This window comes from Empedobacter sp. UBA7611, from assembly GCF_002484365.1.
GTDB classification, from domain to species: Bacteria; Bacteroidota; Bacteroidia; order Flavobacteriales; family Weeksellaceae; genus Empedobacter; species Empedobacter falsenii_B.
The window spans coordinates 15,308-29,041 of record NZ_DLJR01000023.1 but is presented as its reverse complement, the minus strand read 5'-3'; the positions used below and the strand labels follow the sequence as shown (position 1 = coordinate 29,041).

15 protein-coding genes are annotated in these 13,734 nt (G+C 29.9%); 6 read left to right on the top strand and 9 right to left on the bottom strand.

Going from position 1 to position 13,734, the window contains the following annotated elements:
• Nucleotide 1 precedes the first annotated feature (1 nt).
• Genes B3R94_RS03215 through B3R94_RS03205 form a run of 3 tightly spaced genes read right to left on the bottom strand, consistent with a single transcriptional unit; the run spans nucleotide 2 to nucleotide 3,136 of the window.
• Nucleotides 2-1,054 (bottom strand): acyltransferase family protein, encoded by a 1,053-nt coding sequence (locus B3R94_RS03215; protein WP_291098625.1) that lies wholly within the window; start codon nucleotides 1,052-1,054, stop codon nucleotides 2-4.
• The gene (locus tag B3R94_RS03210; protein WP_291098622.1) at nucleotides 1,054-1,965 is read right to left on the bottom strand and encodes a glycosyltransferase family A protein; all 912 of its coding nucleotides are present in this window, start codon (nucleotides 1,963-1,965) and stop codon (nucleotides 1,054-1,056) included. Before B3R94_RS03210 ends, B3R94_RS03215 begins: the two co-directional genes overlap by 1 nt.
• Nucleotides 1,952-3,136 (bottom strand): glycosyltransferase, encoded by a 1,185-nt coding sequence (locus tag B3R94_RS03205; RefSeq protein ID WP_291098619.1) that lies wholly within the window; start codon nucleotides 3,134-3,136, stop codon nucleotides 1,952-1,954. The genes B3R94_RS03210 and B3R94_RS03205 overlap by 14 nt, the downstream gene beginning before the upstream one ends.
• Nucleotides 3,137-3,240: 104 nt before the next feature.
• On the opposite strand from B3R94_RS03205, the gene B3R94_RS03200 reads away from it, so the two are divergent.
• Entirely contained in the window at nucleotides 3,241-3,756 is a 516-nt protein-coding gene (locus tag B3R94_RS03200) for a hypothetical protein (protein WP_219035330.1), read from the top strand.
• 43 nt (nucleotides 3,757-3,799) lie between these two features.
• Here B3R94_RS03200 and B3R94_RS03195 read toward each other — a convergent pair whose 3' ends face one another.
• From B3R94_RS03195 to B3R94_RS03180, 4 genes are all read right to left on the bottom strand, one after another.
• The gene (locus B3R94_RS03195) at nucleotides 3,800-4,219 is read right to left on the bottom strand and encodes an alpha/beta hydrolase (RefSeq protein WP_422653381.1); all 420 of its coding nucleotides are present in this window, start codon (nucleotides 4,217-4,219) and stop codon (nucleotides 3,800-3,802) included.
• Nucleotides 4,220-4,407: 188 nt separating this feature from the next.
• A complete protein-coding gene (locus tag B3R94_RS03190) occupies nucleotides 4,408-5,166 on the bottom strand; it encodes a TIGR02757 family protein (protein WP_286486431.1) in 759 nt (252 codons plus the stop codon).
• Between the two features lie 39 nt (nucleotides 5,167-5,205).
• Nucleotides 5,206-6,426, bottom strand: coding sequence for a LuxR C-terminal-related transcriptional regulator (locus tag B3R94_RS03185; protein WP_291098611.1), 1,221 nt, complete (start codon nucleotides 6,424-6,426; stop codon nucleotides 5,206-5,208).
• 68 nt (nucleotides 6,427-6,494) lie between these two features.
• Nucleotides 6,495-7,169 (bottom strand): ABC transporter ATP-binding protein, encoded by a 675-nt coding sequence (locus B3R94_RS03180; protein ID WP_114998944.1) that lies wholly within the window; start codon nucleotides 7,167-7,169, stop codon nucleotides 6,495-6,497.
• Between the two features lie 285 nt (nucleotides 7,170-7,454).
• Here B3R94_RS03180 and sucC point away from each other — a divergent pair, with 285 nt between their 5' ends.
• The 3 genes from sucC to B3R94_RS03165 all read left to right on the top strand — a co-directional run bounded on the left by sucC (nucleotide 7,455) and on the right by B3R94_RS03165 (nucleotide 9,855).
• Nucleotides 7,455-8,648, top strand: a complete 1,194-nt coding sequence (gene sucC, locus B3R94_RS03175) for an ADP-forming succinate--CoA ligase subunit beta (RefSeq protein WP_180905863.1) — start codon at nucleotides 7,455-7,457, stop codon at nucleotides 8,646-8,648.
• Nucleotides 8,649-8,823: 175 nt separating this feature from the next.
• Nucleotides 8,824-9,294, top strand: a complete 471-nt coding sequence (locus B3R94_RS03170; protein ID WP_291098609.1) for a hypothetical protein — start codon at nucleotides 8,824-8,826, stop codon at nucleotides 9,292-9,294.
• A 39-nt stretch (nucleotides 9,295-9,333) separates the two neighbouring features.
• Entirely contained in the window at nucleotides 9,334-9,855 is a 522-nt protein-coding gene (locus tag B3R94_RS03165) for a hypothetical protein (protein ID WP_286474944.1), read from the top strand.
• Between the two features lie 56 nt (nucleotides 9,856-9,911).
• Here B3R94_RS03165 and B3R94_RS03160 read toward each other — a convergent pair whose 3' ends face one another.
• Nucleotides 9,912-10,292, bottom strand: a complete 381-nt coding sequence (locus B3R94_RS03160; protein ID WP_219035017.1) for a PUR family DNA/RNA-binding protein — start codon at nucleotides 10,290-10,292, stop codon at nucleotides 9,912-9,914.
• 117 nt (nucleotides 10,293-10,409) lie between these two features.
• Nucleotides 10,410-12,167: an ABC transporter ATP-binding protein gene (locus B3R94_RS03155; RefSeq protein WP_291098605.1), complete on the bottom strand. Its 1,758-nt coding sequence runs from the start codon at nucleotides 12,165-12,167 to the stop codon at nucleotides 10,410-10,412.
• On the opposite strand from B3R94_RS03155, the gene nusB reads away from it, so the two are divergent.
• Both nusB and B3R94_RS03145 read left to right on the top strand, forming a co-directional pair.
• Nucleotides 12,158-13,180 (top strand): transcription antitermination factor NusB, encoded by a 1,023-nt coding sequence (gene nusB, locus B3R94_RS03150; protein WP_291098603.1) that lies wholly within the window; start codon nucleotides 12,158-12,160, stop codon nucleotides 13,178-13,180. The genes B3R94_RS03155 and nusB overlap by 10 nt on opposite strands.
• A gap of 44 nt (nucleotides 13,181-13,224) precedes the next feature.
• Entirely contained in the window at nucleotides 13,225-13,716 is a 492-nt protein-coding gene (locus B3R94_RS03145) for a DUF1573 domain-containing protein (protein WP_038331125.1), read from the top strand.
• Nucleotides 13,717-13,734 lie beyond the last annotated feature (18 nt).

The window sequence follows — 13,734 nt, the reverse complement described above, 5'->3', positions numbered from 1 at the left end:
TTTATTTTAATATTCTTTTGTAAAGTTTTATTAATTTTTTTTCAAAAAACTTATAACAAACTAATCCAAAAACGATAACAAATATAATTACAATAACAGGAGAGAAATATCCTAATTTGAAATTTTCATTTAAGTATTTCACAAAAACTACTCCTAAGTGATAATGAATTAGATACATACAATAAGAAGCTGCACCAATTTTTAATAAAAAGGGTTGTTCTAAAAATTTTAATTTTTCTGGTTTATACACAAAAAGTAATATAAAAATAAAAACAGAAACAGAAAATACAAGAATGCCAGAATTTAATTCTTTTAAAACAGATAGTCCTAATAAAAATATAATTATGTATAAAAATTTTTTATCTTTTGTTTGATAAAGTCTAAGTAAAAACATTCCTATAATAAACCAAATACATTCACTAAAAAGAGCTAAACATCTTGCGACAAGTCTATAATAATCGAGTTGAGATTCTGAAAAATAATTTAATAAATATGGACGTGCTGAATGAGAATAAAAAATCATTTGTAATGGCATCATTATGATACAAATTATTATAAAGTGTAATAAGTATTTTCTTTTATTCATAAAATACAATGTTCCTATTATAATATAAAAACATACCTCAACCCAAAGACTCCAATAAGCATTATCCAAATAATAATATTTAATTTCCCCAGAATATAAATCAAATACATGAGGATCAATAAAAGTATTTGCTATTAAATAGTTCCAAATATTTTTCGAATGTTCATAACCTTCTCCTGTATAAAAAAATGCAAAAAAGACAAACGTTAACGTGGAACAGATTATCATGGCTGGAGATAATCTTATAAATCTATTCTTTAGATAGGTTTTAAAATTATCCGTGCGTTCTAATGTTAAGGAAATTACAAAACCAGAAATCATAAAAAACAAAGGAACTCCAAATGCTCCGTAAAGAAATAATTCTCCTAATTCGGGATATACTTTTGAACTATAATAATGATGTATAAAAACCATTAGGATGGCAAGTACTCGTAGGCTATCAAAAACTTTTATTCTACCTCTTTCCATTACTTCACCTTTATATAAATTAAGCTCAACGGATAAAGCAATATTGACAACAATTTAAACTGTTTCAATCCTTTGTTTATTTCTGATAAATTTCGATGATTAATTATCGAATAAACTTGATATCCAACCAAATTACGAATTAAAGCTTTTGGATATTTGAAAAGTTTCGTCCCGTAAGAATTAAGAAAAGAACGATAACCTTCCATCAAGCCAAATGTGTTTTTTCCTGTCCAACGTGTATTGGAAACAGAAATTTCATCCGCTTCATCCAAATGATAGTTACGAACAACTTTATTAACAAATCGTGTTTTTACTCCATTCGCATCATATGTATTAAAAAATACCGATTGTGGAATGTAACCTTTGCTTTTGTAAGGTGAATAATTAAAGTTTTTCAACAATTGTTGATAAGTCTTTGTTATAAAAATTCCAAACTTATCTCCACGCACTTTATACTTGTAACGCATATCGAAAATAGAACCATCAAATCCATTATTTGGATATTGATTACCAACTATTTTTCCATCTGTATATTGCGACAATCCCATTACAGAAATATATTCGTCTTGACTTTTGATATTCTCTACCTCATCAAATAATGTTTGTAAAGCATTCTCTGGATAAGAATCGTCCGAATCGACAATCATAAAGTATTTAGAAGTAACTTTTTTAATTCCTTCAAAAACAGTAATGAATTTATGTTGATTTTCATTCCAGAAATATTCAATATCAATTAAACCTTCTGATTGAAAGTTTTCAACAATTTCTTTGGTATCATCAGTAGAACCATCGTCCATAATAATCCATTTAAAATCTTTGAATGTTTGATTTTTTAACGAATCATACACACGCGTTAACGTATGCGCACGATTATATGAAGGCGTGACAATGGTAATTTTAACCTCGTTCATTCTCAAGTTTGATTTGATATTGCTGTTCGAAAACTTCAGAAACTTGACGATAAATCTCTTTTTCATCAAATTTATTGTACGCATTTTCAGTTCCATCAACAATTTTAGACACTAAGGTAGAATTTGTCATAAAAGATTTCATCGATTCGTACATTTCATCTTCATTATATTGAATTAAAACTCCATCTACTCCATTATCTATCATTTCTGCAATTCCACCAACATTTGTCGAAATAATTGGTTTTCGCATGCACATTACTTCGCCTATAACCAATGGATATGACTCAGATTGTGTTGGCAAAATAAAATAATCAGATGCTTTAATATAAGGATAAGGATTGGTTTGAGAATCTAACAATAAAAAAGAATCTTCAACATTTAGTTCTTTACGTTGATTGATCAAATTTTCCATTTCGTTTCCTCCACCAATTACCGCTATTTTATGATTAAAACCATCATCTAATAATCGTTTATGCACCCTCATCAATGTATGATAACCTTTGCGATGATGTAATCTTCCCATAGAAGAAAAAACGGGTAAATCTGTTTCATAAGAATACTCAAAAAGCTCGGCTTTTTTCAAAACCTCATCCACTTTTATCACATTATAAATAACAGTCGATTTTGGATAGGTAACTTGATACAAATCCTCGATTACTTGACGTGTTTGCTTCGAGCCAAAAATCATAAAATCAAAACGTTTCATTTTTTCAATTCTACTCAAAACACGTTCTTGATCTTTATCATATCCAACATCTGTATGAAACCAGCCTATTTTTCTTGATTTTTTATCAGGAGAATTTAACACCATATCAAATTCTGCATAACCAGGCGAAACTTCAATATCGTATTTTTCTGGAACTTTTAATTTGTATAAAATTGAAGGAAATTTATCGTAAACTTCTAATTTCATTCGGCGCCAAATCAGCTGCATTTTTTGAACAAAAGAATTAGAACTCATCTGTTCTTTTCCTTTTTCTACAACAATTACTTTTAAATCTGCTGGAATTTCTTTGACCAATTCACCTTGATATAAATTAAGCATCAATGTGAATTCGAATTTATCTTTCGGCAAGTTGCGCAATAAATCTAAAACTACTCTCGGAACTCCACCCATTTCTAACGAACGAAGCCTAAAAAGTACTTTTATTTTCTTAGGTTGATTTGACATTTGGTTAGTTTAATAAACAAAAATACAACATTGAGTTTGAATTGAATAATACAACAATCTAAAAACTCATAAAATAATTCTTAATTTTGCAGAAAAAGTAGAAAATGTTCAAAATTGGAACAAAAGTTAAAGTGATAGATGATAATATTTCGGGAACAATTACCAAATTGAAAGGTGATTTTGTTTACTTTAATGATGAGTTTGGTTTTGAATATGAGTATCACCAAGACGAAATCATCAAAGATATTGAGATTGACTATGAAGAATATCGAGATGAGGAAATCAAAGAGTTTTCGAAACCAAAGTTTAAGACTTTTCGCAAATCTCATCGTCATCCGTATTTAACGCGAGAAATTGATTTGCATATCGAAAATCTGGTTGATAATTGGCGTGATTTGGATAATGCGCAAATTATACAAACGCAATTAGATGTTGCTCGAAATGAGGTTGAACGTGCAATGTTTGAAAGTCAAATTCGATTGATTTTAATTCACGGTTATGGAAAAGGAATTCTAAAAAAAGAAATTACCGAATTATTATATCGTTATACGAATATCGAATTCTATGACGCCTCGTTCAAGGAATATCATGGCGACGCCATAGAAGTTAAATTTATTTAGATCTCTTATAATGATAAAAAGCTGAATTAAATTCAGCTCTATGTTAAAATCTTTTGATCCAATCCATCAAATCATAATAATTTTGAGGAACAATTCCGTGTCCACTTCTGTATTCGTGGTATTCGAAATTAATATTCAACGATTTTAAAAACTCGTCACCCATTCGTCCTAATTCAATTGGCAGTACAACATCTTCTGTCCCATGAGAAACAAAGAAGTTTAAGTTCAAAAAATCTTTTGATTGTTCAAAATCTCCAATAATTTTAGCTTCTGGATAACCACTTAAAATCGCCACGTTTTTAATCTTTTCAGGATTATTTAGCGAAATCGCATAACTCAATATTGCACCTTGGCTAAAGCCCATCAATGTTACATTTGCTGCATCTAAATTTTCTTGTTGAACAATTGCATCAATAAATTCCACCAATTTATTACGAGATTCTATCGCTTGCGTTTCATCCATCCATTTTTCATTGTTCACAAAATTGATATCATACCACGCATATCCGCCATACACAATATCATGCAACGCACGNNGTCGAAACAACAGGTAAACGTTCGATATATTTTATTCCATTCAATTCTTTCATACAAACTTATTTTTAGCGAATTTAATTCTATTTTTTCTAAATAAAATTATTTTCAGTTCAGTTAAAACCCTTCAAAAACACCCAAACCAAATAAAGCAAAATCGTATTTCACAGGATCATTTGCATCCATTTCTCGTAATTTTGTATCGAGTTCTTTCAATGCTTTTGCATCATTTTGTTTTCGAGTCAGAATATTTAATTTTCGTGCGACATTTCCCGAATGCACATCCAAAGGACACGAAAGAATAGAAGTTGGAATGGATTTCCAAATTCCTAAATCTACGCCTTGTTTGTCATCACGAATCATCCAACGCAAGTACATATTGATACGCTTTGCAGCCGAATTATTCAACGGATCTGAAATATGTTTAGTTGTTCGAGTTGGATGCTCTATCTCGAAAAAAGTTTGTTTGAAATTCGAAATTGATGCTTGCATCGAATCTGAAGTTTGATGTTTTGCAAAAACTTGTTCCAATCCGCCATGATTTTGATAAATATTACGAAGCGATTGCATGAAAAATTTCAAATCTTCACTATTGAATGTTCTGTGAACAAATCCATCCAAATTCTCTAAATGATTCTCTGAGAAATTCATCACAAAATCGTAAGGCGAATTTCCCATTAACTGCATCATTTTATTCGCATTATTGATAATCATTTTACGATTTCCCCACGCAATTGTTGCAGCTAAAAACCCAGCAATTTCGATATCTTCTTTCGCAGAAAATCTGTGCGGAATCTGTACTGGATCAGAATCGATAAAGTCTAATGTATTATATTGAAGAACTTTTTCGTCTAAAAAATCCTTTATTTCTGTCATTTAGCAAATATACTAAGAAGTATAATATGTTATAGAGAATTAGAATTTCAATCCTAAGCGATTATCTATTCCTAAAGCTTTATAAATAATTTTTAAGTGATATTTTACGGTATTTTCAGAAATAAAAAGTTCTTCCCCAATCTCTTTATTTGTTTTTCCTTGTTTTACAAGTTCAATAATCTCTAATTGTCTTTCTGTTAAATTATAATCTTCTATATGAAGTAAATGCTCTCCTTTTTCGTTAGATTCTTTCATGAAATTCTCTAACTCAATTCGCATTCTGTTATTCTCTCTTTGTATAAATCGATTTTTCTCTTTGTTCGAATTATATAATTTTATTACAACTATAAGAAATGCAAAAACAGCAATCAAGCAAGTTATAAGTAAATAGCGAATTTTTTTCTCGTAATCAATTTCAATATTTTTTCGCTTGTCAAGTAATTTTTTATCAAGAATAGTTAATTTACCATTATAAGTATTGGTACTATATTTATAAGTAAGTTCTACAGCTATTTTCTGATAATAATATGCTTTTTCAAAATCTTTTATCTCTGCATAAAAGTGACTCATAATGTAATAAACAAACTTTTCATAAATCAACATTTTATATTTTTTTGAATAAAAAATAGCGTTATCAAATGCTTTTTCAGCCATTTGAGTATCTTTTTTAAATTCAGCTAAATCAATTAGTTTTATATAAACGGCTGCAACATGTTTCGGATTATCTATTTTGCCAAGTTCTATCGCATGGTTTAATGTTTTTTCTGCATTAACAAAATCTTTCTCTCGCATTTGTAATGTTGCAATTACATTATAATAGAATAATTGAGTTTCAGAATTTAATAAAGACAAGTCTTTTGTAGAAATTTCCTTTAATACTTTATCTACATCTTCCCATTTCTGATTATCAAAAGCAACAAATAATTGCTCTACCAACAAGCGTACTTCACCTATTTCTTTCAGCTTATTATCGTTCACTTCATCCAAATGTTCTTTTGCTAATTCTAAATTGCGCGCAACTTCAGGATAATTATATAACCTTTTATAGGTTAAAGATCTTTGTATATAAGCATTAAAGATGTCATAATGTGTAGATTTCTTATCCGTAATAACTTCTTCTAACCTTAATAAAGAAGTTTCATATTTGAATTGATCATTTAAAACTGAAATTTCATCATTCAATTTTTGTGGATCGATATTTTGGGCAGATAAAAAAGGAGTAGTAAGTAATAGAACAAAAAACAGTAAATTCTTAAACATTAAAAACAATAATTCTTAGAAGTTACAAATGTATCCTATTTTATTAAATCATTTTAATCGAAAAGATTTTACATACTATCAACAAATAAACCATCAGCCATCACCAATTTTCGATCGGTCATATTTGCTAATTCTTCATTATGCGTCACAATAACAAAAGTTTGTCCAAATTCGTTTCGAAGATTGAAAAATAATTCGTGTAATTCTTCAGCATTTTTAGAATCTAAATTACCAGAAGGTTCATCAGCAAAAACGACTTTAGGTTGATTAATCAACGCACGAGCTACTGCTACACGTTGCTGTTCTCCTCCAGAAAGTTGATTCGGTTTATGTGTTAATCGTTGCGAAAGTCCTAAATAGGACATCAACTCTTTTGCACGTTTTTCAGCATCAGCTTTTTTTGTTTTTTTGATAAAAGCTGGAATACAAATATTTTCTATTGCATTAAATTCTGGCAACAATTGATGAAACTGAAAAATGAATCCAATGTTTTCGTTACGAAATTTAGATAAATCGCGATCGTTTAACTTCGTGATATCTTGTCCCGCAATCTGAATAGAAGTATTATATTTCTTTGGCTCAGAACTTTTTTCTAATGTTCCTAAAATTTGAAGCAAAGTTGTTTTTCCTGCTCCAGAAGCACCAACGATAGAAACGATTTCTTTTTCTGCAATCGATAAAGAAACATTTTTTAGCACTTCTAATTCACCAAATTTCTTAACAATATTTTCTGCTTTTATCATGAGGTAAAGATATAAATTAAGTACTAAGTCTTAAATCATAAGTGATAAGTTTTTTTTGAATTCAAAATAAAGACATGTAAATTAAACTAGTTTTTAGTGTACTTGGTACGATTTAAAAATTATATAACAATTGTTTTGACTTTTTAAATCATTAATATTCGTATCTTGTAACCTCTAGATAAACAATATTAATCACTTTTTTAGCATAAGCTGATAAAATTAATATGGCAAAATTTAGAATACATCAACAATATTTTTATTTTTGTAATTGAAAAATCAAAAAAAATGAATCTTCACGAATATCAAGGAAAAGAAATTCTTAGTAAATATGGTGTGAAAGTACAACGTGGTATCGTTGCTACTACACCAGAAGAAGCTGTAGAAGCTGCTAAACAATTAACAGAACAAACTGGTACAGGTTGGCATGTTGTAAAAGCACAAGTACACGCAGGTGGTCGTGGAAAAGGTGGTGGAGTAAAGCTTGCTAAAAACTTGGACGAAGTTAAAGAGAAAGCAAACGAAATCATCGGAATGCAATTAGTTACGCCTCAGACTTCGGCTGAAGGTAAAAAAGTTCATCAAGTTTTAATTGCTGAGGATGTTTATTATCCAGGTGAATCTGAAACTGAAGAATACTATGTTTCTGTATTATTAGATCGTGCAACTGGTAAAAACATGATTATGTATTCTACTGAAGGTGGAATGGATATCGAGGAAGTTGCTGAGCACACGCCAGACAAAATCTTTACAGAAGAAATTGATCCAGCTGTAGGAATCCAAGGTTTCCAAGCGCGTAAAGTTGCTTTTAACTTAGGTTTATCAGGAAACGCTTTCAAAGATGGTGTTAAATTTATCACTGCTTTATATAATGCATACGTTGCGATTGACGCTTCTATGTTCGAGATTAACCCAGTTCTTAAAACATCTGACGATCAAATTATCGCTGTAGATGCTAAAGTATCTATCGATGACAACTCATTATTCCGTCATGCAGATATCGCTGCTTTACGTGATACAAGAGAAGAAGATCCAACAGAAGTTGAAGCTGGAGAAGCTGGATTAAACTTCGTAAAATTAGACGGAAACGTAGGATGTATGGTTAACGGAGCTGGTTTAGCAATGGCAACTATGGATATCATCAAATTATCTGGTGGTAACCCTGCAAACTTCTTAGACGTTGGTGGTACTGCTGATGCTGAGCGTGTAGAAAAAGGTTTCCGTATTATCTTAAAAGATAAAAACGTAAAAGCTATCTTAATCAATATTTTTGGTGGTATTGTACGTTGTGATCGTGTTGCTCAAGGTATCTTAGATGCTTACAACAATATGGGTGACGAAATTAATGTGCCAATTATTGTTCGTTTACAAGGAACAAATGCAGAAATTGCTAAGAAAATGATTGATGAATCAGGTTTCGCTGTTCACTCTGCTATCACATTAAAAGACGCTGCTGATAAAGTAGAAGAATTAGTAGGTTAAGATTTAACTTATTTACAATATATCAAACCTCTCAAAGAATTCTTTGAGAGGTTTTTTTGTATGATTTATTGTCATTCTGAACCTGTTCAGAATCCCACATGATGCAAAGTTGAAATAAATTTAGCTTAAGCTTGACATTTATATAAACAACCCTATCTTTATAAAAACCAACTACATGAAAATATTTAATTTATTTAATAAAAAAAGGAAAGTAGATAATAATTCTGTTCGATCAAACTTTACTAATAAAGAATTGAAATATTATGAAAAGCATGTTGATTTTTATTACACTAATTTAATAAACTCGATTATATTGTTCACTTATGATACAAATAAATTAGATGCATTGGCTCCTATATTACTTGATCCATTAACTGAACTATATGAAGAATTGGATTATGCTTTTATTCCAATTTTATTTGAAACAGTTTTTTATAATAATCTAATAGATGAATCTTTCAGAAATGATTTACTACAGTTTAAGGAGAGAGTTGATAAAATTCCAAATGAAATTTGGGATTGGGAATATATAGATACTCATGATGAGTGGAAAAAAATAAAAATTGAAGCTGATATTTTACTTAATAAAATAGGAATTTCCACAAGAATTTTTGACCTTAAATATCAATCTACAATAACAAAATAAAACATTGTTCATAATTTTATGTAAATAACATATTCTAAAATGAAATACATATACGCCACTCTACAATTATTAATAATTACTATATCATTCAATTGTAAATCGAGTTCAGTTTTACCAAATGCAAATTCTGAATTTTCTAATCTTAAAATTAATTCACGTTTAATTGATAAAAATGAAGACAAATTAGTTGATTCTTTTGAATTATTTATCAATGATTCTATTCAGACTAAAATCAAAAAATATAATTCAAAAATTGAAGCTACAAATTATTTCAAAAAAAGTAAAGCAGAAGTTAAAATTACATTTTATGAAGAAAATTCTGTTTTGAATTTAATACGAATAAAAGAAGAATCAAATAAATACGATGAAACTGATAAGTATATTGATTATATGATTGAAAATAATAAAATAAAAGATTTTCATTTGTATTATGGGCATCAATTAGGCTTGCCATTAGATTTGAATAAAAATATCTATGAACAATATGGGCTTAATCAATTTTTAACAGAAGATTTTTATAGAAATTTTTCTTTTGAGATTTATAAAAAATTAAATAAATAAAAACCTCCGCTCAATAATTTGAGCGGAGGTTTCTTTTTACGCATATTTAGTAAAGTCTATATATCGTCAAAATCGATATTGGTAAAAGATTCTACTTGCGTTTCCTCTTTACTCACAACTTTACTTTTTGGATCAAAATCTTTCTGATGTCTTTCCGAAATTACCTCTTGTCCTTTTTGTGCAAAAACAAAATCAGTCGTTTCGTCTAACATTTCCTTAAAGCTTTCAAAATCTTCTTTGTACAAGTAGATTTTATGTTTTTTGTAATACACATTTCCATCGTCCTGCGTATTTTTTTTACTTTCTGTAATCGTCAAGTAATAATCACCTGCTCTTGTTTCGCGAACATCGAAGAAATAAGTTCTTCTCCCAGCCCTTAATACCTTTGAAAAGACTCCTTCTGCATCCACCTTTTCTTGGTTTTCAAAATCATTCATAAGTCTAAATAGAGTTTAATTGTTAAATGTTTCCTAACAAATCTAAAAAAAATTAAGAAAACAACAACATTTTAAGCAAATATTTTCTATTATTTTATTAAATCTCTATTAATAAACTTAATCTAGCAGTTGTTTATTGTACAATTCATAATAATAACCATGCTTATTTAATAATTCACTGTTCGAACCATTTTCTAAAACATGACCATCTTCTAAAACCAAAATCTGATCAGCACGTTTTGCAGAAGATACACGATGCGTAATAATGATGGTCGTTTTACCATTAATTTCAGAAGATAAATTATTTAAGATTTGTTCTTCTGTTTCGGTATCTACAGCTGACAAACTATCATCAAATATTAATATTTTCGGATCATTCACCAAAGCACGAGCTATAGAAACACGTTGTTTTTGACCACCAGAAAGTGTCACTCCACGTTCTCCAACAACTGTTTCATAACGTTCTTTAAATCGATCAATATTATCATGAACAACCGCTTTCTTCGCAAAAACTTCAGCAGTTTGTTCATCAGTATCATCAGAACCAAACAAAATATTATTGGTTAACGAATCCGAGAAAAGGAAAGCTTCTTGCGGTACATAACCAATTTCTTCTCGAATAGATTCTACATTAATATCATGAATATTTTTACCATCAATCAAAATTTCACCAGAAGTCGGTTCCAACGAACGCGCAACTAACAAAGCAATTGTCGATTTCCCTGAACCAGTTTTTCCAAGAATCGCTAAAGTTTCACCTTTATTAATTTTGAACGAAACATTATCCAACGCTTTAATTCCAGTGTTTTCGTAGATATACGTCACATTTTTAAATTCGATTGTACCTTCTACTTCATGATTGACTAATTGTTTCTCTTTTACATCTGTTTCAGCATTCAAAAATTCGTTGATACGAAACATCGACGCTTCTGCACGCTGTACAACCATCGTAATCCAACCTAAGGAAGTAAATGGCCAAATTAACATATTTAGGTAAAGGAAAAATTGAGCAATAGAACCAATATCCATTGTTCCTTCTATATATTTTACTCCTCCCAAATACAAAATCACCAAATTACTCACACCAACTACAACAACCATCAAAGGGCCAAAGGCTGCCTGAATTTGAGCTAAATTAAGTGCACGTTTCTGATATTCGTCTGCTTCTACTTCGTATTTAGATTTTATAAATTCTTCTGAATTGAATGATTTTATCACGCGAATTCCAGCAAAAGTATCTTGTACAGACGACGAAATCGTAGATTGTTGTTCTTGTACGCGCTTACTTTTCTTGTTAATATTTCGTGCAACATTATAAATTAACAATGATAAAATAGGCAAAGGAGCTAATGTATAAAGCGTTAATTGCTTATCAATTTGCAACATAAAATATGCAATAATAACTACTCGTGACACCAAATCAATCGGATACATAATTCCAGGTCCAAGATACATACGTACCAATCCGACATCTTCGGTAATCCGATTCATCAAATCGCCCGTTTTGTGTTTTTTGTAAAAGGACAACGATAATTTTTGATATTTATCGTAAATCACATTTTTCAAATCGAACTCAATATAACGCGATGCCACAATAATCATTTGTCGTGTACCAACCGTCAAAACTCCTCCCAAAACTTTAAAAAAGAAAAAAGCCAAACTGGCATACATCAAACCATCTTTCAAAAGATCGAGATTATTTGTTCCTTCTTTCTTAAAATTTCGTAGCAATTCTTCAACTGTATTGATTGCTTCTCTAATATATGTAACGGAATAAACCTGCACCCAGTTGGCACAAATCGTAAAAATGAAGCCCAAAAATATTCTCCATTTATACTTCCATAAAAATTTATTTAACTTTTGTAATGATTTCACAAAACAAAATTACATTCTTTTTTTTACCTTTGCATCAATTTATTAGACGTTATATCATTGAAATTATGTTGGGAAGAAGACAACTACGCGAAAAAGTAATGCAGAATATCTATGCTTACAATAGTTTAGGAACTGAAGGCGAAGAAAGAGCGGTCGAGAAAAATATGATGAAAAGTATCGATCAAATCTACGATTTGTACATTTATCTCCTAAATTTGATTAAAGTTCAAAAGGACATTGCAGAGCATAAAATTGAACTTGCAAAATCAAAAAACTTTCCAACCCAAGAAGATTTAAATCCAAATTTAAAATTTGTTCAGAATAAAGTATTCAAAATTATTGAACAAAATCTTGAATTATCTCGTTATTCAAATGACAACAAATTTTTACTTTGGGATATTTATGATTCTTATCCAAACAATATCTTTAAAAATTTGACAGAAAGTGAATTGTACAAAACGTACATGAGCAGCGACAAACATTCTTTTGAAGAAGACAAAGAATTTATCTTGAACTTTTTCGTAGAATTTATTGCTGAATATGAAGATTTGCACGATTACTTAGAAGGAATTCAGATCACGTGGGCAGACGATGTACATATTGCAAATGCAATGGTGCATACAACGATAAAATCGTTCCGTCAAAACAGTTCTCCGTTGATTTCTTTGTTCAAAGTTTACAAAGATTTAGATGACAAAAAATTTACTGAAGAATTATTCCGTAAAACTATTCGTCACCAAGCAGAAACTAGAAAAATTATTGACGAAAAAGCTCAAAACTGGGAATTAGATCGTATTGCAACAATCGATTTGATTATTTTGGAAATGGCTTTGACAGAGTTTTTATATTTCTCAAATATTCCTGCAAAAGTTACGATTAACGAATATGTGGAATTAGCGAAAAGTTATTCAACAGAAAAATCGCGTGTTTTTGTTAACGGAATCTTAGATAAAACATTAAAAGAGTTAAAAGACAATAATAATTTACCAAAATACGGTAGAGGTTTATTATAATCACTATTTTTTCTTAATTTTGACTAAGACAAATAATTATAAAAATGAAAAGTAAATTATTTATTTTAGGTGCATTTGCATTATCATTCGCAATCAGCTCTTGTGGAGAAAAAAAAGCTAGCGACAATTTTACAGCAGAAGAAACAGCTCAACAAGCTGAAAATGTTGTAGATCCAGCTACAGCTCCAGTTTTAACATTAGCAGAAGCAAATCACGATTTTGGCGATGTACAAGCTAACAATAAAGTAGAAACATATATCAAGTTCAAAAACGATGGTAAATCTCCATTAGTTATTCGCGATGCGTCTGCAACTTGTGGTTGTACAGTTCCTGAATTCCCTTCTACTCCAATTGCAGTAGGAGCTACAGATTCTATCAAAGTTGTTTACACAGCTGGAAACATGAACGGAAAACAACAAAAAACAGTAACTTTAGTAACAAACACAACAAATGGTCATGAGAAATTTGACATTTCTGCAAACGTTGTTGGAGCTACTGCAAATGATCAAAATGCGCAACAAGCATTTGGACAATAAGTATTAAATCGATAAAAT

Bases quoted from the DNA above. Each gene is read 5' to 3' on its own strand.
- B3R94_RS03215 (WP_291098625.1), bottom strand. From the start codon at position 1,054: ATGGAAAGAGGTAGAATAAAAGTTTTTGATAGCCTACGAGTACTTGCC.
- B3R94_RS03210 (WP_291098622.1), bottom strand. From the start codon at position 1,965: ATGAACGAGGTTAAAATTACCATTGTCACGCCTTCATATAATCGTGCG.
- B3R94_RS03205 (WP_291098619.1), bottom strand. From the start codon at position 3,136: ATGTCAAATCAACCTAAGAAAATAAAAGTACTTTTTAGGCTTCGTTCG.
- B3R94_RS03200 (WP_219035330.1), top strand. From the start codon at position 3,241: ATGTTCAAAATTGGAACAAAAGTTAAAGTGATAGATGATAATATTTCG.
- B3R94_RS03195 (WP_422653381.1), bottom strand. From the start codon at position 4,219: ATGGATGAAACGCAAGCGATAGAATCTCGTAATAAATTGGTGGAATTT.
- B3R94_RS03190 (WP_286486431.1), bottom strand. From the start codon at position 5,166: ATGACAGAAATAAAGGATTTTTTAGACGAAAAAGTTCTTCAATATAAT.
- B3R94_RS03185 (WP_291098611.1), bottom strand. From the start codon at position 6,426: ATGTTTAAGAATTTACTGTTTTTTGTTCTATTACTTACTACTCCTTTT.
- B3R94_RS03180 (WP_114998944.1), bottom strand. From the start codon at position 7,169: ATGATAAAAGCAGAAAATATTGTTAAGAAATTTGGTGAATTAGAAGTG.
- sucC (WP_180905863.1), top strand. From the start codon at position 7,455: ATGAATCTTCACGAATATCAAGGAAAAGAAATTCTTAGTAAATATGGT.
- B3R94_RS03170 (WP_291098609.1), top strand. From the start codon at position 8,824: ATGAAAATATTTAATTTATTTAATAAAAAAAGGAAAGTAGATAATAAT.
- B3R94_RS03165 (WP_286474944.1), top strand. From the start codon at position 9,334: ATGAAATACATATACGCCACTCTACAATTATTAATAATTACTATATCA.
- B3R94_RS03160 (WP_219035017.1), bottom strand. From the start codon at position 10,292: ATGAATGATTTTGAAAACCAAGAAAAGGTGGATGCAGAAGGAGTCTTT.
- nusB (WP_291098603.1), top strand. From the start codon at position 12,158: ATGATTTCACAAAACAAAATTACATTCTTTTTTTTACCTTTGCATCAA.
- B3R94_RS03145 (WP_038331125.1), top strand. From the start codon at position 13,225: ATGAAAAGTAAATTATTTATTTTAGGTGCATTTGCATTATCATTCGCA.